The 17051-nt window shown below is 71.6% G+C and carries 16 protein-coding genes; 8 read left to right on the top strand and 8 right to left on the bottom strand.

The window, feature by feature from the left end:
* Positions 1-15 precede the first annotated feature (15 nt).
* Positions 16-1593, bottom strand: coding sequence for an MFS transporter (locus Air01nite_RS23965; protein ID WP_203705384.1), 1578 nt, complete (start codon positions 1591-1593; stop codon positions 16-18).
* A gap of 196 nt (positions 1594-1789) precedes the next feature.
* On the opposite strand from Air01nite_RS23965, the gene Air01nite_RS23960 reads away from it, so the two are divergent.
* Positions 1790-2059 carry a DUF4235 domain-containing protein gene (locus Air01nite_RS23960; RefSeq protein WP_203705382.1) on the top strand — a complete coding sequence of 90 codons (270 nt, stop codon included), beginning with the start codon at positions 1790-1792 and terminating at the stop codon, positions 2057-2059.
* 67 nt (positions 2060-2126) lie between these two features.
* A complete protein-coding gene (locus Air01nite_RS23955; RefSeq protein ID WP_203705381.1) occupies positions 2127-3554 on the top strand; it encodes a serine/threonine-protein kinase in 1428 nt (475 codons plus the stop codon).
* Between the two features lie 160 nt (positions 3555-3714).
* Here Air01nite_RS23955 and Air01nite_RS23950 read toward each other — a convergent pair whose 3' ends face one another.
* Positions 3715-6276 (bottom strand): Tex family protein, encoded by a 2562-nt coding sequence (locus Air01nite_RS23950; RefSeq protein WP_203705380.1) that lies wholly within the window; start codon positions 6274-6276, stop codon positions 3715-3717.
* 62 nt (positions 6277-6338) lie between these two features.
* Here Air01nite_RS23950 and Air01nite_RS23945 point away from each other — a divergent pair, with 62 nt between their 5' ends.
* Together Air01nite_RS23945 and Air01nite_RS23940 are read left to right on the top strand one after the other, a co-directional pair.
* The gene (locus Air01nite_RS23945) at positions 6339-7535 is read left to right on the top strand and encodes a PP2C family protein-serine/threonine phosphatase (protein ID WP_203705379.1); all 1197 of its coding nucleotides are present in this window, start codon (positions 6339-6341) and stop codon (positions 7533-7535) included.
* A gap of 55 nt (positions 7536-7590) precedes the next feature.
* Positions 7591-8046 (top strand): MarR family transcriptional regulator, encoded by a 456-nt coding sequence (locus Air01nite_RS23940; protein ID WP_203705378.1) that lies wholly within the window; start codon positions 7591-7593, stop codon positions 8044-8046.
* Here the strand turns inward: Air01nite_RS23940 and Air01nite_RS23935 are convergent.
* Genes Air01nite_RS23935 through Air01nite_RS23910 form a run of 6 tightly spaced genes read right to left on the bottom strand, consistent with a single transcriptional unit; the run spans position 8038 to position 12555 of the window.
* Positions 8038-8883: an aminoglycoside phosphotransferase family protein gene (locus tag Air01nite_RS23935; RefSeq protein ID WP_203705400.1), complete on the bottom strand. Its 846-nt coding sequence runs from the start codon at positions 8881-8883 to the stop codon at positions 8038-8040. The genes Air01nite_RS23940 and Air01nite_RS23935 overlap by 9 nt on opposite strands.
* A gap of 56 nt (positions 8884-8939) precedes the next feature.
* Positions 8940-9347 (bottom strand): type II toxin-antitoxin system VapC family toxin, encoded by a 408-nt coding sequence (locus Air01nite_RS23930; RefSeq protein ID WP_203705377.1) that lies wholly within the window; start codon positions 9345-9347, stop codon positions 8940-8942.
* Positions 9344-9580, bottom strand: a complete 237-nt coding sequence (locus Air01nite_RS23925) for a FitA-like ribbon-helix-helix domain-containing protein (RefSeq protein ID WP_203705376.1) — start codon at positions 9578-9580, stop codon at positions 9344-9346. The genes Air01nite_RS23930 and Air01nite_RS23925 overlap by 4 nt, the downstream gene beginning before the upstream one ends.
* A gap of 41 nt (positions 9581-9621) precedes the next feature.
* Positions 9622-10605: an NAD(P)-dependent oxidoreductase gene (locus tag Air01nite_RS23920; RefSeq protein ID WP_203705375.1), complete on the bottom strand. Its 984-nt coding sequence runs from the start codon at positions 10603-10605 to the stop codon at positions 9622-9624.
* Positions 10602-11456, bottom strand: a complete 855-nt coding sequence (locus Air01nite_RS23915; RefSeq protein ID WP_203705373.1) for a DUF6807 domain-containing protein — start codon at positions 11454-11456, stop codon at positions 10602-10604. Before Air01nite_RS23915 ends, Air01nite_RS23920 begins: the two co-directional genes overlap by 4 nt.
* Positions 11449-12555, bottom strand: coding sequence for a Gfo/Idh/MocA family protein (locus Air01nite_RS23910; RefSeq protein WP_203705371.1), 1107 nt, complete (start codon positions 12553-12555; stop codon positions 11449-11451). Before Air01nite_RS23910 ends, Air01nite_RS23915 begins: the two co-directional genes overlap by 8 nt.
* Before the next feature lie 122 nt (positions 12556-12677).
* Here Air01nite_RS23910 and Air01nite_RS23905 point away from each other — a divergent pair, with 122 nt between their 5' ends.
* From Air01nite_RS23905 to Air01nite_RS23890, 4 genes are all read left to right on the top strand, one after another.
* Entirely contained in the window at positions 12678-13844 is a 1167-nt protein-coding gene (locus Air01nite_RS23905; protein WP_203705369.1) for a XylR family transcriptional regulator, read from the top strand.
* A 69-nt stretch (positions 13845-13913) separates the two neighbouring features.
* The gene (locus tag Air01nite_RS23900; RefSeq protein ID WP_203705367.1) at positions 13914-14597 is read left to right on the top strand and encodes a ThuA domain-containing protein; all 684 of its coding nucleotides are present in this window, start codon (positions 13914-13916) and stop codon (positions 14595-14597) included.
* On the top strand, positions 14594-15628 hold the full coding sequence (locus Air01nite_RS23895; protein ID WP_203705366.1) for a zinc-binding dehydrogenase: 1035 nt from the start codon (positions 14594-14596) through the stop codon (positions 15626-15628). The genes Air01nite_RS23900 and Air01nite_RS23895 overlap by 4 nt, the downstream gene beginning before the upstream one ends.
* Positions 15629-15654: 26 nt before the next feature.
* Positions 15655-17049, top strand: coding sequence for an ABC transporter substrate-binding protein (locus Air01nite_RS23890; protein ID WP_203705365.1), 1395 nt, complete (start codon positions 15655-15657; stop codon positions 17047-17049).
* The last annotated feature ends 2 nt before the right edge of the window (positions 17050-17051 follow it).

The following is a 17051-nucleotide window of genomic DNA, read 5'->3' as shown; positions in this document are numbered from 1 at the left end:
GCGGCAGGACAGGCCCTAGGCCAGGCCGCGTTTCGCGCGGGTGCGGGCCGGCTGTTCGGTCGTGGCCGGCTCCGCGCTGCCGCCGCCGGTGGTCGCGGCCGGGCCGCCGCCGCCCTCGTCCGTCGTCGGGGTGTCGGCCGACGTCGGCTCGTGGGCCTTGATCAGCAGGAAGATCACCAGCGCGCCCACGGCGAAGATGCCCGCCGAGACCAGGAACGCGACCTTGTAGCCCGCCACCGGCGCCTCCGCGGCCGCGGCCGGCCCGACGTGCGACGCCGCGTAGCTGCTGGTCACGCTCACCGCGATCGTGCTCAGCAGCGCCGTGCCGACCGAGCCACCGACCTGCTGACCCACGTTGACCAGCGCGGACGCCACCCCGGCGTCGTCGCGGTCCACCCGGTCCGTCGCGCTGTTGATCGCGGGCGCGAAGATCAGGCCGAAGCCGAAGCCCAGCAACGGCAGGGCCGGGAAGATGTGCACCCAGTAGCCCGACGTCGAGTTGATGAAGTAGAGGTAGACCATCCCGATCGCGGCCAGCGCCATACCCGTGGTGATCAGGATGCGCGACCCGAGGACCGGTTGCAGCTTGACGTTGGCCAGCGTCGAACCGATCACCACGAACGCGATCATCGGCAGGAACGCGACGCCGGTCAGCACCGGGCTGTAGCCCTTGGTGAGCTGCAGGTAGAACGTCAGGAACAGGAACACCCCGAAGATCGCGATCGCCGCCAACGCCACCGACAGGTACGCGCCACCGCGGGTGCGGTCCAGCACGATGCGCAGGGGCAGCAGCGGTTGTCGCGTCCGGCGTTCGACCTGGACGAACGCGACCAGCAGCACCACCGCGACGACCAGGCTGATGATCGTCAGCAGGTCGCCCCAGCCGTCCGACGCGGCGCGGGCGAACCCGTACACCACCAGGAACAGGCCGACCACGGCGCAGACCGTGCCCGCCCAGTCGATCCGCGGTTTGACCGCGGGCCGCTGGTTGCGCAGGTAGTACTGGCCGCCGATCCAGGCGATGCCGGCGAAGACCAGGTTGACGAAGAAGCACCACCGCCAGGACGCGTACTCGGTCAGCGCTCCGCCGAGCAGCAGGCCGACCGCGCCACCGCCGCCGGCGACCGCGCCGTACACGCCGAATGCCCGCCCTCGTTCGACGGGTGAGCGGAACGAGTTCGTGATGGTCGACAACGCCGCCGGTGCCAGCAGCGCGCCGAACGCGCCCTGGAAGGCGCGCGAGATCACCAGCACGCCGAACGTGGTCGACGCGCCGCCGGCCGCCGACGCGGCCGCGAAGCCGATCAGGCCGATGATGAACATCCGTTTTCGACCGAAGAAGTCGCCGAGCCGCCCGCCGAGCAGGAGCAACGACCCGAACGCCAGGGCGTACGCGGTCACCACCCACTGGCGGTCACTGTCGGCGAAGTGCAGCGCGTCCTGCGCGGCCGGCAGGGCGATATTGACGATCGTGGCGTCCAGAACGACCATGAGCTGGGCGATCGAGACGATCACCAGGATGGTCCAGCGATGGTTGTGCTCGAACTCGCGGTCGGCGTCGTATCGCTGGGCCTTAGCGGTTTGTGTCGTCATATGGCTTCCTCGGCCGCAATGACCGGAAATATCACTCTAATGGGTGGCTCGCCCTCTACGTTATGACGCGGCGCCGTCACGACCAGCGACAAACGCGACTTGATCCCGTGTCCTGGGTCTCAGGCGGGGCGGTGTTTACCGCTCCCGACAGCCGGGCATTGCCGACCGCGAATCCCCTCAAAAGGAGAGAAGGGCGATGGGCATCGTGGGCAAAATGGCGTACAAACCGGTCGGCGTGCTGCTCGGTGTCGCGGCGGGTGGCCTGGCCGGCGTGGTGTTCAAGCAGGTCTGGAAGCGCATCTCCGGCGACGACGACGCGCCCAACGCCACTGACGAGGACCGCGGCTGGGGTGAGGTGTTGATCGCCGCCACCCTCCAGGGCGCGATCTTCGCGCTGGTCAAGGCCGCCGTCGACCGGGGCGGTGCGGCGGGCGTCAAGCGGCTGACGGGGCGCTGGCCGACGTAACGGTTCCGTGCCTGAGTGCGCAAGCTCAGGGTCCGGGTCGCCGGGAGTCCGTACGATGGTGTCCGCTATGTCGACGCTCGCGCCCGGCCTCCGTCTGCACGACCGGTTCCTGCTGGTCGGGCGGATCGGCGTCGGCGGCATGGCCGAGGTCTGGCGGGCCGACGACACCGTGCTCGGCCGGCCCGTCGCCGTCAAGGTGCTCGACCCGTCGATCGGCAGCGACACCACGATCCGGATGGCGACGCATCGCGAGGCCCGCGCGGCCGCGGGGCTCACCCACCCCAACATCACCCGGGTGTACGACTACGGCGAGGCGGCCCTGCCCGGCGGCGGCCTGGCGCCGTACCTGGTGATGGAGTTGGTCGAGGGCCACGACCTGGCCGAGCGCCTCGACGCCGGCCCGCTCCCCTGGGCCGCCGCCGCGGCGATCGCCGCCCAGGTGGCCGCCGGCCTGGCCGCGGCACACGCGGCCGGCGTCGTGCACTGCGACATCAAGCCGGGCAACGTCATGCTCACCCCGGGCGGGGTGAAGATCCTCGACTTCGGCATCGCCGGCCTGGCCGGCACGCCCGACGGCGGCCTGCGCTACGGCACGGTCGGCTACTGCTCACCCGAGCGCCTGGCCGGCGCCGACCCGACGCCCGCCGGCGACGTCTACGCCGTCGGCGTGCTGCTCGCCGAGGCCCTGGTCGGCCAGCGTCCCGAGTCGTCCCGCGGGCTGGCGAGGTTCCCGGTCGTGCCCGGGGTGCCGCCGGCGCTGACCCGCATCGGCACGGCCTGCCTGGCGGCCGATCCCAGCCAACGGCCGACGTCGGCCGACCTGGCCGGCGTGCTGGGTGACCTGGCCCGATCGGCGCCGCACGCGGCCGCCGCGGCGCCCGTCTCACCGGGCCCGGCACGCCCGATGTCGCCGGGCCGGGCGGTGGTGCCCGCGCCGACCAGCCTGCTCCGGTCCAAGCCGTCGGCCGAGCCGGAGCCGGCACCGAGCGGCAGCCCCCGCAACCCGATGCGGGCCGTGGCGATCGGCGGCGTCGCCGCCGCGCTGGTCGTGATCGCCATCGTGGTGGCGATCGTGGCGAGCCCCGGCAGCGACGGCACACCCGGCGGCCAGGTGGCCCAGGCGGGCGCCAGCCCGGGTGTCGTGGCCGACCCGACCACCGACCCACCCACGCCGACCCCGACCGCACCGACCGACCAGGCCGGCGCACTGGCCGCCTTCGAGGCGCTGCTGGCTCAGGCGGTCGACGACGGCAAGATCGACGAGAAGGCCGCCGAGCGGATCAGCAACCGCCTCGACGACCTCCGCGATGCCGTCGCGGAGGGCGAGGACGTCGAGCGCGAGGCCCGCGACCTACGCGGCGAACTGCTCCGCGACCGCAACAGGGAACACGTCGACGAGGAGATCCGCCTCCAACTGGCCCGCCTCCTGATCCCGTTCAACGCGAACGGCGACAGCGACACGAGCGGCGACAACAGCGGCCCAGGCCGCGGTTAGGCCCCCGCCACCCTCCCGGCCAACGCGACGGCGCGTGCCCACCGACAGGAACGCTTTTGGAGCAGGCCCGCGTCGGCCGGCAACGGCGAACAGCGGGCCTGGTCAGGCCCGTGATCCTGCCGGTCAGCGCGACAGCGCGCACCGACCGGCAGGAAACGACTTAGAGCAGACCCGCCTTGCGTAGCGCGTCGGCCATGGCGCTGTTGACCGGGGCCGGTGCTGACGGTCGCCCGCCACCCTGCCGGCTGCCGCCGCCAGAGCCGCCGCCGCCTTGCCGACTGCCGCCACCAGCGCCGCCGCCCTGCCGACCGCCGCCGCCTTGCCGGCCACCACCGCCGCCGCCCTGGCCACTACCGCCGCCACCCTGGCGTCCGCCGCCGCCGCTCTGGCGGGCGCCGCGGCCCTCCTGGCGGGCGCCGTCGCCGCCCTGACGCTGCTGCGCGGGCTGGCGGCCACCGCCCTCCCTGCCGCCGCCGCGCGGCGCACCCGGCGCGTTCTCCTCGTCCAGCCGCAGGGTCAGCGAGATGCGCTTGCGCGGGACGTCGACGTCGAGCACCTTCACGCGTACCACGTCGCCGGGCTTGACCACTTCCCGCGGGTCCTTGATGAACGTCCTCGACATCGCGGACACGTGCACGAGCCCGTCCTGGTGCACGCCGACGTCGACGAACGCCCCGAACGCCGCCACGTTGGTCACGACGCCCTCCAGGACCATGCCGGGCTGCAGGTCGCCGATCTTCTCGACGCCGTCCGCGAAGCGTGCGGTCTTGAAGGCCGGGCGTGGGTCGCGGCCCGGCTTCTCCAACTCGCGCAGGATGTCCGTCACGGTCGGTACGCCGAACACCGCGTCCGCGAAGTCACCGGGGCGCAGGCCCCGCAGCAGCGTGCCGTTGCCGATCAGCGTCGGCAGGTCGGCGCCGACCGAGGCGAGGATCCGGCGGATCACCGGGTACGCCTCCGGGTGCACCGAGGAGCCGTCGAGCGGGTCGTCACCGCCGGCGATCCGCAGGAAGCCCGCGCACTGCTCGAACGCCTTCGGCCCGAGCCGCGGCACCGACTTGAGCGCCGACCGGTCGCGGAAGGGCCCGTTCGCCTCGCGGTGGGCGACGATGTTGGCCGCCAGCGACTCGCCGATGCCCGACACCCGCGACAGCAACGGCGCGGATGCCAGGTTGACGTCGACGCCGACGCCGTTCACGCAGTCCTCGACCACCGCGTCGAGCGAGCGGGACAGCTTGGCCTCGGAGATGTCGTGCTGGTACTGCCCGACCCCGATCGACTTCGGATCGATCTTCACGAGCTCGGCCAGCGGATCCTGCAGCCGCCGCGCGATCGACACCGCGCCGCGCAACGAGACGTCCATGCCGGGCAGTTCCGAGGCCGCGTACGCGGACGCCGAGTAGACCGACGCACCCGCCTCGGAGACCATCACCTTGGTCAGGTTCAGCTCGGGGTTGCGCGCGATCAGGTCGCCGGCCAGCTTGTCGGTCTCCCGCGACGCCGTGCCGTTGCCGATCGCGACCAGGTCGACCTTGTGCTCGGTGGCCAGCCGCGCCAGCGTGGCCAGCGCCGCGTCCCACTTGTTGGCGGGCACGTGCGGGTAGATCGTGTCCGTCGCCAGCACCTTGCCGGTCGCGTCGACCACGGCGACCTTCACGCCGGTGCGGAAGCCCGGGTCGAGCCCCATCGTCGCGCGGGTGCCGGCGGGCGCGGCCAGCAGCAGGTCGCGCAGGTTGGCCGCGAACACCCGCACCGCCTCGTCCTCGGCCGCCTGGAACAGCCGCATCCGCAGCGACATGTCCAGGTGCACGACGATCCGCGTGCGCCAGGCCCACCGCACCGTGTCGAGCAGCCACCGGTCCCCCGGCCGCCCGGCGTCCTGAATCCCGAAGTGCGCGGCGATCCGCTGCTCGTAGAACACCGGACCCGTGGAGAGCGTCCCCGCCGCGACCGCGTCGGCTTCTTCGGCGGAGGGCTCCAGGATCAGGTCGAGCACCTCCTCCTTCTCGCCGCGGAACAGCGCGAGGATCCGGTGCGACGGCAGCGAGGTCAGCGGCTCGGCGAAGTCGAAGTAGTCGCTGAACTTCGCGCCCGCCTCCGCCTTGCCGTCCTTGACCTTGGCGCGCATCCGGCCGCGCTCCCAGACCTGCTCGCGCAGCCCACCGATCAGGTCGGCGTCCTCGGCGAACCGCTCGACGAGGATCGCCCGGGCACCGTCCAGCGCGGCCGCCGCGTCCGCGACACCCTTCTCGGCGTCGACGAACGCCACGGCGGACGCCTGGGGATCATTGAGCGGGTCGTCGAACAACAGGTCGGCCAGCGGCTCCAGACCGGCCTCGCGGGCGATCTGGGCCTTGGTCCGCCGCTTCGGCTTGAACGGCAGGTAGATGTCCTCGAGCCGGGCCTTCGAGTCGGCGGCCAGGATCTGCGCCTCGAGCTCCGCGTCCAGCTTGCCCTGCGACCGGATCGACTCGAGGATCGCGGCGCGCCGCTCGTCGAGCTCGCGCAGGTAGCGCAGGCGTTCTTCGAGCGTGCGGAGCTGGGTGTCGTCGAGCCCGCCGGTGGCCTCCTTGCGGTAACGGGCCACGAACGGCACCGTCGCGCCGCCGTCGAGCAGATCGACGGCCGAGGTCACCTGCGACTCGCGTACACCAAGCTCGTCGGCGATGCGTGCGGAGACGGACGGAGTGGGTGCCTGGATCTGGTCGGTCACGTCCGGCATTCTGCCGGACCGGTTCGTTTCCCGTGGCCAGTGGGTAGAAGCCACACCGAGGGAGGTACGTCATGCTGGCCGAGCGACTGCGCGCCGTAGCGCCGGACACACTCGTCGAGGTCGTCGACCATCACGTCCGCGCGGAGCTGGGCGGGCTGCGGGCCGATGTGCTGCTGGCCGACTACCGGATCGCCGGGCTGTGGCCGGTGCTGCGCCCGGACGACCCGACGGCGGGGCTGCTCGCGGAGCAGACCATCGCCACACGCTGTTACACCCTGCAGGAACCCCTTGTGGAGGATGTGCCCGAGACGCCGGGCGTACGCCTGTATGTGCCCCTGTCGGTGTGGGGTGAGCGGCTCGGCATCCTGGTCGCCGACTTCCCGGAGACGCCCGACGACCCGACGATGCGGCACTGCTGCGCGGTCGCCGACGACCTCGCGGTCGCGCTGCGGGCCGCCGACCGGGACACCGACCGCTACCGGCTCGCCCGCCGCCGGCAGCGCCTGTCCATGGCCGCGGAGATGCAGTGGGACCTGCTGCCCGGGCGCTGTGTGAGCCACGCCGGGTTCGTGCTCGCGGGTCAGCTCGAACCCGCGTACCGGACCTCGGGTGACAACTTCGACTGGGCGGTCAACGACGGCCGGTTGACCGTGACCGTGCTCAACGGCAACGGCACCGGGCTGGCCGCGTCGGCGTTGACCGGGCTCGCCGTCAACGCGATGCGCAACGCCCGCCGGTCCGGCGGTTCGCTGGTCGAGCAGGCCGAGCTCGCGTCGGACACGCTGTTCGGGGCCCATCGCGGCGCGCGGCCGGTCGACGCGATGCTGCTGGAGTACGACAGCGGCAGCGGCCGGGTGAAGGCCATCGACACGGGATCGCCGAAGGCGTGGCGGGTGCGCGGCCGCGCGGTGGCGCCGGTGGTGCTCGACCAGCAGTTGCCGCTGGGCATGTTCGAGGAGACGCGGTACGGGACACAGAGCTTCGACCTGGCCGTCGGCGACCGCCTGTTCGTGGTCAGCGACGGCGTGCACGACGCGGCACCGGGCGGTGGCCCCACGTACGGGGAGCTGCGACTCGCGGCGGCGATCCGGTCGGCCCGGCTCTGCCCGCCGGCGCAGGCGGTCGGCACGGTGATGCGGGCACTGCGTGACTACCACGGCGACTTCGAGTTGGACGACGACGCGGTGATGGTCTGCCTGGACCGCACCGACGCGGGCAATGTGGATCAGATCGGTGTGAAGCGCATGGCGGAGGCGGCGCCGGGGTAAGTCAGCGGTTCGTCGGCGCAACGGCGGTCGCGTCGACCAGGCGAGAGGCGACGGAATGGACGGCGTGGCGAACCTGGCCAGTTCCATAGAGGCCGCCTCGGAGGCGCTGATCAGCGTCCTCGAGGCGGCCCGAACCCGCCAGGAGTCACCGGTCTCGCCGACCCAGGTCCGGGTCTTGTCGATCATCAACGTCCGGCCGGACACCAACGTGAACCGGCTCGCCGAGCTGCTCGACGTGGTGCCGTCCTCGGCCAGCCGCCTGTGCGACCGGCTGGAGGCGGTGGGCCTGCTGCGCCGGGCGGCGGACGAGCGCGACCGGCGCGAGGTCCACCTGGTGCTGACCTCGGCCGGCGCGGCGGTGCTGCGCGAACTGCGCGAGCGGCGCGCCCAGGCGGTGCGCGCGGTCCTCGACCGGATGCCGCACCGTGCCCAGCACGACCTGCTGGTCGCCCTGCTCGCCTTCGGCCACGCGGCCGCCCAGGTCCAGGCGGAGTCGGCGCAGTCAGCCTAGGATGAGCGCGATCTCGCGGGCCATCTTGGCGTTGGTGCCGTCGGCGGCCAGCACGATCAGCGCCTTCCACAGTGCCCAGCCGCGGCCGCGCTGCCAGGTCGCGTCGTCGACGCCGAGCGCCGCGCGGAAAGCGGCGCGGGCGGCGGTGTCGAGGAACGTCCAGGCGATCACCGTGTCGCACGCGGGGTCGCCGACACCGCAGGTGCCGAAGTCGATGACGGCGGCCAGGCGCCCGTCGCGGACCAGGATGTTGCCGTGGGCGAAGTCCCCGTGGAACCAGACGGGCCGGCCGTCCCATTCGGCGGCGAGCGCCGCGTCCCACTCGGCGGTGGCGGCGGCACCGTCGATCCGGCCGTCGAGCGCCGCGATCGCCTTGCGGGTCTCGTCGTCGTAGTGCGTGAGCGAGGCGCCGCGCCAGAAGCTGTGCCGACCGGCGGCGGGTTCGCCGGCGGTGTCGACGCCCTGCAGCGCGAGCAGGAACTCCCCGAGCTCGACCGCGAACGCGCTCAGGTCGGCGATGTTGTCGCGGCGGGCGGTCTCGCCGTCGAGCCAGCGGTTGACCGACCAGGGCCACGGATAGCCGGCGCTAGGCCGCCCCTGCGCCAGCGGCGCCGGGATGGGCACGGGCAGGTGCGGCGCGAGCACGGGCAGCCAGCGCTGTTCCTTCTCCACGCTGGGCACGTAGCCCTCGGCGCTCGGCAGCCGCACGCTCATCTCGTCGCCGAGATGAAAGGTCCGGTTGTCGTTGCCACCGACCGCGACGGGCCGCACGGCCAGGTTGGCCCACTGCGGAAACTGCTCGGCCACCAGCTCACGGACCAGCGCGACGTCGATCATCACCGCCCGATGGTCCTGGTCCGACCCCGCGCCGGCAACCGGTTATCGCCCACGCGTCAGGCCGGTGCGTAGGCGAGGACCGGACACTCAGGACCGGTGGCGCGCGCGATCCGGGCGTCGAGCGTCACCAGCGGCGCGGACAGCAACTCGGCCAGGGCGACATAACCCGCGTCGTACACCGTGAGATTGCCGCGCAGGTGCCACACCCGCTCGTCGAGGCCGCGATAGGGATAAAGGTCGACCGGCAGGTCGACCAGATCGGCGTGCGCGAGCCCGGCCGCCGTCGCGTCGAGCAGGCCGGCCAGGGCGTGCCGCCGCAAGATGTTGGCTGCCTCGAACGGCATCGGCTCGGGTGCGGCGAGCCGTGCGCCCGCCACCGTGGCCGCCACCCAGTCGCCCGCGGGCCCGCCGTCGGCGAGCAGGGCGACGGCGGCCGAAGCGTCGATCACCATCGCCGCGGTCATCGCCGGTCAGTGTCCCGGGCCGCGATGATCGTTTCCGGGTCGAGCCGGGTCCCGGCCCGGGTGGCGCGCGCCCGCGCCCGGGCGATCACGTCTTCGGCCGTCGGGCGGGCGGCCAGGTCGACGAGCTCACGTAGTAGGTACTCCTGGAGCGACCGGCCGGCCCGCGCCGCCCGCGCGGCGAGCTCGTCGCGGATCTCGTCGGGAACGTTGCGGATCGTGATGGCGACGGTCATGCCTGCATTTTAATGGCAGCAGCAGCATTCTGCATGCACCGTCATCCGTGCGCGACGTACTCCGGGAGTTGGGTCGCGAGGTTTTCGGCGTAGGCGTGGTTGGCGTGGAGCGTGCGGCCGGCGTTGTGTGGGGTGTGCACCACGTTGTGCCGGCCCAGGAGGGGGTCGCCGAGTGGGAGGGGTTCCACGTCGAAGACGTCGGCGGCCAGGCTCAGCTCGTCGGCGAGCACCCGGCGGCGCAGTTCCGGCACGTCGCAGACGGTCGCGCGGGTGACCAGCACGACCAGGCAGCCCTTGGGCAGCGCCCGGACGTGCTCGGCGGTGATCAAGCCCTCGGTGCCCGGGTTCAGCGGGACCATGGGCGCGAAGATCTCCGCGTCCGCCAGGAGCCGCTCCAGGTGCCACTCCTTGCGGGCGCCCGCGCGGTGGAACGACGGCTCGCTCGCGAATGGGTCCCAAGCCGCGACGTCCGCGCCCAGCATGTTCGTGTAGCTCGCGTAGCGGCTGGCGATGTTGCCCGCGCCGACGATCCGTACGCGTTTGCCGGCGATCGTGCCGTGGCTGAAAGCCGGATCATCGCCGAACTGGCCGTAGGCGTGCTTCCACGCCGAGTCGTCCGACACGATCGCCGCGTGCTGCTGCGGGATCCGGCGCAGCCCGCAGATGGTGAGCCCGAGCGCGTACTCGGCGACCGACTGCGCCCAGTGCCCCTCGGAGGGCTGGGTGATCCGGCGGACCCCGTGCCGCTCCAGGCGTTCGTCGAGATCTGAAGGCGGCGGCCACGATCCCGCCACGTACGCCTCGGCCAACCCCGGCAGCCCGTCCAGGTCCGCGTCGGTCGGGTAGACGCCCAGCGAGATCAGCCGCCGCACGCCGGCCGGGTCCGGCAGGGCCGCCGGCAGCGCGTCGTCGGCCAGCCGCGTCAGCACGACGTCGACGCTCGGGCGGAGCAGCGAAACGAGGTGGTCCGCGACGAACGGCCAGGTCTGCTCGAACCTCGGGTGCACCACGATCGCGGTCCTCATGTGCTCTCCCCGGCGAACGCCCGCCACGACTTCTCGATCTCCTCCGCCGGGACGGGCGCGCCGAAGATGGCGACCCGGTGCCGGAACAGCCGAACCGTACCCGCCGGGAGGTGCCAGGCGCCGCCGATGCTGACGCTCGGGCCGACGCCGAGCTCGTTGTCGACCCGCCACGGCACCGGGTGCCGGAAGTTCACCGGGTGGTCCATCACGACGACCAGCGGTGGCTCCGCGCCGGGCGCGGCGTCGAGCAGCGGCATCTGGACCGCGACCCAGCGCGCCGTCCGCTGCTCGGCGTCCGACCCGGTCCGGCCTTCGCTGTTGTACGCCGTTCCACCGTTCTCCGGCCGGTACGGCATCCGCAGGAAGAGCCCGCCGTACGGGTACGCGCCCATCGTCAGGTCCGGCACCGCCCGCAGTTCGAGCCGGAGGTCCAGCTCGTAGGAGGCACCGTGGTCGGTCAGCGTCCACGCCTGTGTCTCGTGCAGCAGCGGGTCGCCGCCAGGAGTGCGCAGTTCGGTGCGCACCTCCCAAAGAGCCCGGTTGCCCCGAGCCGACGGGGTGCCGGCCAGCACAGGGTGGAACGTGCCGTCGTTGAGGTGCTTCGGGTGCATCCCCTCGTGCCAGAAGCCCACCCCGTTGACGTCGTTGAGGCCCACGGACAGCCCGTGCTGCCACGGGTGGTGGTCGGGCGCGTCCTCCGTGACGGTGCCGACGCCGGTCGGCGAGACGATCGGGTGGAGGTACGGCCGGCAGTGCGGACGGGCGTGCTGGGTCACGATCGGCGCGGCGCCACCCGCGCGGAACACCCGCACGGCACCGGGTTCCTCCTCGCACACGGTCAGGTCAGGCACGGCCGAACTCCGGCAACGCGATCTCATCGCCGCCGCGCATCGCCGACTCGTGTGCGCAGATGCCGGCGCTGGTCCAGTTCGCCGCGGCCGACGCGTCCGGGAACGGCGCGCGTCCCTCGATGATCGCCGACACGAACTCGTGCGCGAGGTGGGGATGCGAACCGCCGTGCCCGCCGCCCTGTTTGAAGGACAGATGGGTGTTCATCGTGGCGTCGTACACGCCGCGGGTGGTGTATTCGCGGATCGGCTCCGGCAAACGGTCGGCGTAGTCGGGCATCTCCACCCGCTTGCCGTCCTCGCCGGTGAACACGACCGGCTGCTCCCGCTCGATCTGCTGCCATTCGTAGCTCATCCGCTCCCCGTACACGTCGAAGCTCTCGACATATTCGCGGGCGACGTCGAACAGCGAGCGGGTCACCTCCATCGCCAGGTCGGAGTCGCGGAGGCGGAACAGCGCGGTCTCGACGGCGAACGGCGGCCCGCCCCGGTCGGCGGCGTGGCGGACGCGGCCGGAGCCGAGGCACCGCACCGAGCCGGCCTCGCGCTCGGCGAGCGCCAGCAGGGGTGCCACGGCGTGGGTCGCGTAGTGCATCGGCGGCAGGTCGAGCCAGTAGTCGGGCCAGCCGGCCATCTCCTGCATGTGCGCGCCGCGGAGGAACTGGATCGGCCCGAGTGCTCCGCTGTCGCGAAGATCCTTGGCGTACAGGAACTCGCGGGTGTAGACAGCCGTCTCCATCATCATGTAGGACTTCCCGGAGTCCTGCTGAGCTTGGACGATGCGTGCGCAGTCCGCGAGCGAGGTCGCCATCGGCACGGTGCACGCGACGTGCTTGCCGGCTTCGAGCGCGGCGATCGAGTGGTCCGCGTGCGCGGCGATGGGTGTGTTTATGTGAATCGCATCGATATCAGGGTCCGCCAGCATCGACTCGATGCTGGTGTGCCGGCCGGGGATCCCGAAGTGGTCGGCGATCTGGTGCAGCGAGCCCTCGGTGCGCTGGCACACCGCCACGAGCTCGGCGTGCGGGTGGGCCTGGTAGATCGGGATGAACTCGGCGCCGAAGCCTAGTCCGACAATGCCGATCCGTACTTTTCGCGTCATGCGTGCGCCTTCCGTCGATACGAAGGAACGTACGGTCGGCACTCCGGAACCACCATGAACTTTTCCGCTGCGGGCCTTAGATTTCCTGCACCCAGCAGCGGGCCCGGAAAGCGAGCACAACCGTGGACGACATCACCGGCGGCCCCCGCCACGTGGCTCTCCTCGTCGAGACCTCCAACTCGTACGCCCGCGGCCTGCTCGCGGGTGTCCGGAGGTACATGGACACCCATCCCGGCTGGTCGATCTACCTGGCCGAGCACAGCCGGCACGAGACCGACCTCTCGTGGCTGGACGGCTGGCGCGGCGACGGCGTGATCGCCCGCATCGAGAACCGCGCGACCGCCGAGCGGGTACGCCGGCTGGGGCTGCCCGCGGTCGACCTCAGCGCCGCGTACCTGACCCCGGAACTGCCCTGCGTCGAGACGGACGACGACCTGATCGCCCGCTGGGCGGTCGACCACTTCGCCGAACGCGGGTTGCGCAACTTCGCCTTCTGCGGCGACGCGCGCTTCGGCTGGTCGGTCAAGCGCGGTGAGCGCTACGCCTACCACGTCGGGACGCTGCGGCACGAGTCGCACGAGTTCCGGATCGAGCCGTCCGGGACGCTGGCCGACGACCGGCTGGCCCTCGCCCGCTGGTTGCTCGGCCTGCCGAAGCCGGTGGGCGTCCTGGCGTGTTACGACATCGCCGGGCAGGAGGTCCTCGAAGCGTGCAAGATCGCGGGTCTGGCCGTGCCGGACAGCGTCGCGGTGCTCGGCGTCGACAACGACGAACTGATGTGCAACCTGACCACGCCCGCGCTGTCGAGCATCCAGCCCGACACGATCGGCACCGGCCTGCTGGCGGCCTCGCTGCTCGACCAGATGATGGCCGGCGTGCCCCTGCCGCCCCGCCTGCACCTGATCCCGCCCCTGCGCGTGGTGACCCGGCAGTCGACGGACATCCTCGCCGTCACGGACCCGGTCGTCGCGCGGGCGTTGCAGCTCATCCGCGACAAGGCCGACGAGGGCATCCCGGTCGCGGTGATCCAGCGGCAGGTCGGCCTGTCGCGGCGGGCGCTGGACCTCCGCTTCCTGCGGTTCCTCGGGCGCACCGTGCACGACGAGATCACCCGGGTCCGCATGGAACGCCTCGCCGACCTGCTCATCCGCACCGACTGGACCCTGCCGCAGCTCGCCGAACGGCTGCACTTCAGCCACGCGGAATACATGGGCGTCGCGTTCAAGAAGTACAGCGGCAAGTCGCCGGGCGAGTACCGGCGCGCCAACCGCTCGGTCACCAACGCCTGAAAAATATCGCAGGAACCGTGCGGGAAGACGCATGGATCATGCGCCGACGGCGCCCTTAGCGTCGCTTCCGTGCGAGTCACCATCTGGAACGAGGGCCTGCACGAGCGGGCGAAACCGGAGCTGGCCGAGCGTTACCCGGACGGCATCCACGGCGCGATCGCCGCTGGTCTGCGCGCGGCGTTTCCGGACGCGCGGATCCGCACCGGGACGCTCGACCAACCGGCCCAGGGGCTGCCGGCCGACGTCCTCGACGAGACCGAGGTGCTCCTCTGGTGGGGGCACGTCGCGCACGACCAGGTCGACGACCGGCTGGTCGAGCGGGTCGCGGCCCGCGTCCTGGGCGGGATGGGCCTGATCGTCCTCCACTCTGGACACTTCTCGAAGATCTTCAAGCGGCTGATGGGTACGACCTGCGCGCTCAGTTGGCGCAACACGGGCGAGCGCGAGCTGGTCTGGACCGTCGATACCGCCCACCCGATCGCGGTCGGCGTCGATCAGCCGATCGTCATCGAGGCGCAGGAGATGTACGGCGAACCGTTCGACATCCCGTACCCGGACGAGGTCGTGTTCATCAGCTCGTTCGCGGGCGGCGAGGTGTTCCGGTCCGGAGTGACGTACCGCCGTGGCCGTGGCCGCGTCTTCTACTTCAGCCCCGGCGACGAGGCCTACCCCGTCTACCGCCACCCGCAGGTCCAGCGGGTCCTCGCCAACGCCGTCGTCTGGGCGGCGCCCGTCAGAGAGGCACGGAAATGACCCGAGTGGTGAGCTTCACCGGCCCGCGCGTCGCGGAGGTGGTCGCCGAGGCGGCCAAGCCGTTGACGGCCGGCGACGTCCGGCTCCGGACGCTGTTCTCCGGCATCTCCGCCGGCACCGAGCTGACCGGCTACCGGGGCACCAACCCGTACCTCGCGAAGCGTTGGGACAACGACCTGCGCCTGTTCGTGGACGGGGCGGTCTCGCGGGAGTACCCGCTGACCGGCTGGGGCTACGAGGAGGTCGGCGAGGTCGTCGAGATCGGCGACGCCGTCGACGGAGTGTCGGTCGGTGACCGGATCTGGGGCACCTGGGGGCATCGCAGCGAGACGGTGGTGACCGCCGAGTACGCCCGCGCCCGGATCCTCGACTCGGACGTCGATCCCCGGGTCGGGATGTTCTCGCAGATCGGCGGCATCGCGCTGAACGTCGTGCTGGACGCCGACATCCACGTCGGCGAGACCGTCGCGGTGTTCGGTCTCGGCGTGCCCGGCCAGTTGGTCGCGCAGTTGGCCCGGCTCAACGGCGGCCGGGTGATCGCGGTCGACGGCGTGGCCTCCCGCCGGGACCTCGCACTCAAGCTCGGCGCGGCGGAGGCGCTCGATCCCGCGGCCGGCGGCGTCGCGGAGGAGATCCGCGTCCGGACCGACGGGCGCGGCGCCGACGTGTGCCTCGAGGTGACCGGCAACTACGGCGCGCTGCACGAGGCCATCCGCGCGGTGGCGTACAGCTCGCGGGTCTGCGCGGCCGGTTTCATGCAGGGCGACGGTCTCGGCCTGCGCCTCGGCGAGGAGTTCCACCACAACCGCGTCCAGGTCGTGTCGACCCAGATCTCCGGCGTGGCGCCCGCCGTGCAGCACCGGTGGGACCGGTTCCGGCTCGACAGCACGGCGATCGCCCTCGCCACGTCGGGCGCCCTGCGGGTCACCGACCTGATCAGTCACACGTTTCCGCTCGACCGCGCCGCCGACGCGTTCACCCTGCTCGACGGCGCGACGCAGGACGTACTGCAGGTCGTCCTGCAGGCCTGAGAGAACACACGAAGAGTGGAGTCAAGATGATCAATCTATCGCCTCGGGGCGCGCGGAGTCGGATGCGCTGGGCCGGCGCCGCAGCGGCGGTCGCCGTCGCGCTGTCCGGCTGCACGGGTGCGGAACCCGAGGAGAACGTGCCGGCCGGCCAGATCGGCGGCAACCTGAACTTCTGGGTCGGCCTGGACACGGTCGACGACGCCTCCATGGCGAAGTACAAGAGCATCTACCTCGACCCGTTCCAGCAGCAGTACCCCAACGTCAACTTCAAGCTCAGCCCGCAGAACAACGAGGGGCTGACCCAGAAGATCCAGACCGCGCTGGCCGCCGGGCAGGGGCCGGACCTCATCCCGCTGAACTCGTCGGTGGCGATCCCGTTCGCCGACGCCGGCTACCTGGCCGACCTCGGCGGCCTCGCCGAGCAGGAGAACTGGAAGGACACGATCTTCCCGTGGGCGCTGGACATCGGCGTCGTCAACGAGAAGCTGCTCGTGTTGCCCGTCAGCTACGAGACGCTCGTGCTGTTCTACAACAAGACGCTCTTCGAGAAGCACGGGTGGCAGGTGCCAACCGACCGGGCGTCGCTGGAGGCCCTGGCCGACAAGATGGTCGCGGCCGGTGTCACCCCGTTCGCCAACGCCAACGCCGATTACGCGGGCGCTACCGAGCATGTCCTGTCGTGCATGCTCAACCAGGTCGCGGGTCCCGGCAAGCTGCACGACGCGCTCAAAGGGCAGATCTCCTTCACCGACCAGGCGTTCGTCGACACGATCGAGCTGATGGTCAGCTACTTCCAGAAGGGCTGGTTCAGCGGCGGGGTCAAGCAGTACTTCTCCACACCCGACACCCAGAAGATGGCGAAGCTCGCCAACGGCCAGACCGGCATGTTCATGTCGGGAAGCTGGGAGATCGGGCCGATGAACGAGTACTTCGACGACAGCGGCAACCAATGGGACTGGGCGCCGCTGCCACCGCTGGCGGCCGGGGTGCCCAGCAACGTGTTCCCGCTCGCGGTCGGCGATGCCATCGCCGTCAACGCCGCCAGCAAGAACCAGTCCGCCGCCAAGGCGTACCTCAAGTGGAAGTTCTCGGACAAGGAGGCCAACTGGCAGGCGATCAAGGAGGTCGGCGACCTGCCGCTGCCCTTCAAGTTCGACGCGGCCGCGGCGCCGGAGGGCATCGACCCCCGTTTCCTCACGCAGTACACGGCGATCAGCGACGCATCGCTGGCGAAGCGGGTCGGCTACGTGACGTGGACGTCGTTCGGCGGCGCGGCCGAGAGCTATCTCCTCGAGAACGAGGACAAGCTGCTGACCGGCGACCTGTCGGCGCGGGACTTCCTCGCGGGCATCGACAAGGCGTTCAAGCAGGACCAGGAGAAAGGTCTCATCCCGCCCGTCTTCGAAACGACGGCGAGGTAGAC

This window comes from Asanoa iriomotensis (genome assembly GCF_016862515.1).
In the GTDB taxonomy this organism is placed as follows: Bacteria; Actinomycetota; Actinomycetes; order Mycobacteriales; family Micromonosporaceae; genus Asanoa; species Asanoa iriomotensis.
The sequence above is the reverse complement of the archived record's forward strand: the minus strand, read 5'-3'. Positions and strand labels throughout refer to the sequence as shown.

Coding starts and splice junctions, on each gene's coding strand:
- Air01nite_RS23960 (WP_203705382.1), top strand. CDS start 1,790: ATGGGCATCGTGGGCAAAATGGCGTACAAACCGGTCGGCGTGCTGCTC.
- Air01nite_RS23950 (WP_203705380.1), bottom strand. CDS start 6,276: ATGCCGGACGTGACCGACCAGATCCAGGCACCCACTCCGTCCGTCTCC.
- Air01nite_RS23955 (WP_203705381.1), top strand. CDS start 2,127: ATGTCGACGCTCGCGCCCGGCCTCCGTCTGCACGACCGGTTCCTGCTG.
- Air01nite_RS23945 (WP_203705379.1), top strand. CDS start 6,339: ATGCTGGCCGAGCGACTGCGCGCCGTAGCGCCGGACACACTCGTCGAG.
- Air01nite_RS23930 (WP_203705377.1), bottom strand. CDS start 9,347: ATGACCGCGGCGATGGTGATCGACGCTTCGGCCGCCGTCGCCCTGCTC.
- Air01nite_RS23925 (WP_203705376.1), bottom strand. CDS start 9,580: ATGACCGTCGCCATCACGATCCGCAACGTTCCCGACGAGATCCGCGAC.
- Air01nite_RS23895 (WP_203705366.1), top strand. CDS start 14,594: ATGACCCGAGTGGTGAGCTTCACCGGCCCGCGCGTCGCGGAGGTGGTC.
- Air01nite_RS23920 (WP_203705375.1), bottom strand. CDS start 10,605: ATGAGGACCGCGATCGTGGTGCACCCGAGGTTCGAGCAGACCTGGCCG.
- Air01nite_RS23935 (WP_203705400.1), bottom strand. CDS start 8,883: ATGATCGACGTCGCGCTGGTCCGTGAGCTGGTGGCCGAGCAGTTTCCG.
- Air01nite_RS23910 (WP_203705371.1), bottom strand. CDS start 12,555: ATGACGCGAAAAGTACGGATCGGCATTGTCGGACTAGGCTTCGGCGCC.
- Air01nite_RS23940 (WP_203705378.1), top strand. CDS start 7,591: ATGGACGGCGTGGCGAACCTGGCCAGTTCCATAGAGGCCGCCTCGGAG.
- Air01nite_RS23890 (WP_203705365.1), top strand. CDS start 15,655: ATGATCAATCTATCGCCTCGGGGCGCGCGGAGTCGGATGCGCTGGGCC.
- Air01nite_RS23965 (WP_203705384.1), bottom strand. CDS start 1,593: ATGACGACACAAACCGCTAAGGCCCAGCGATACGACGCCGACCGCGAG.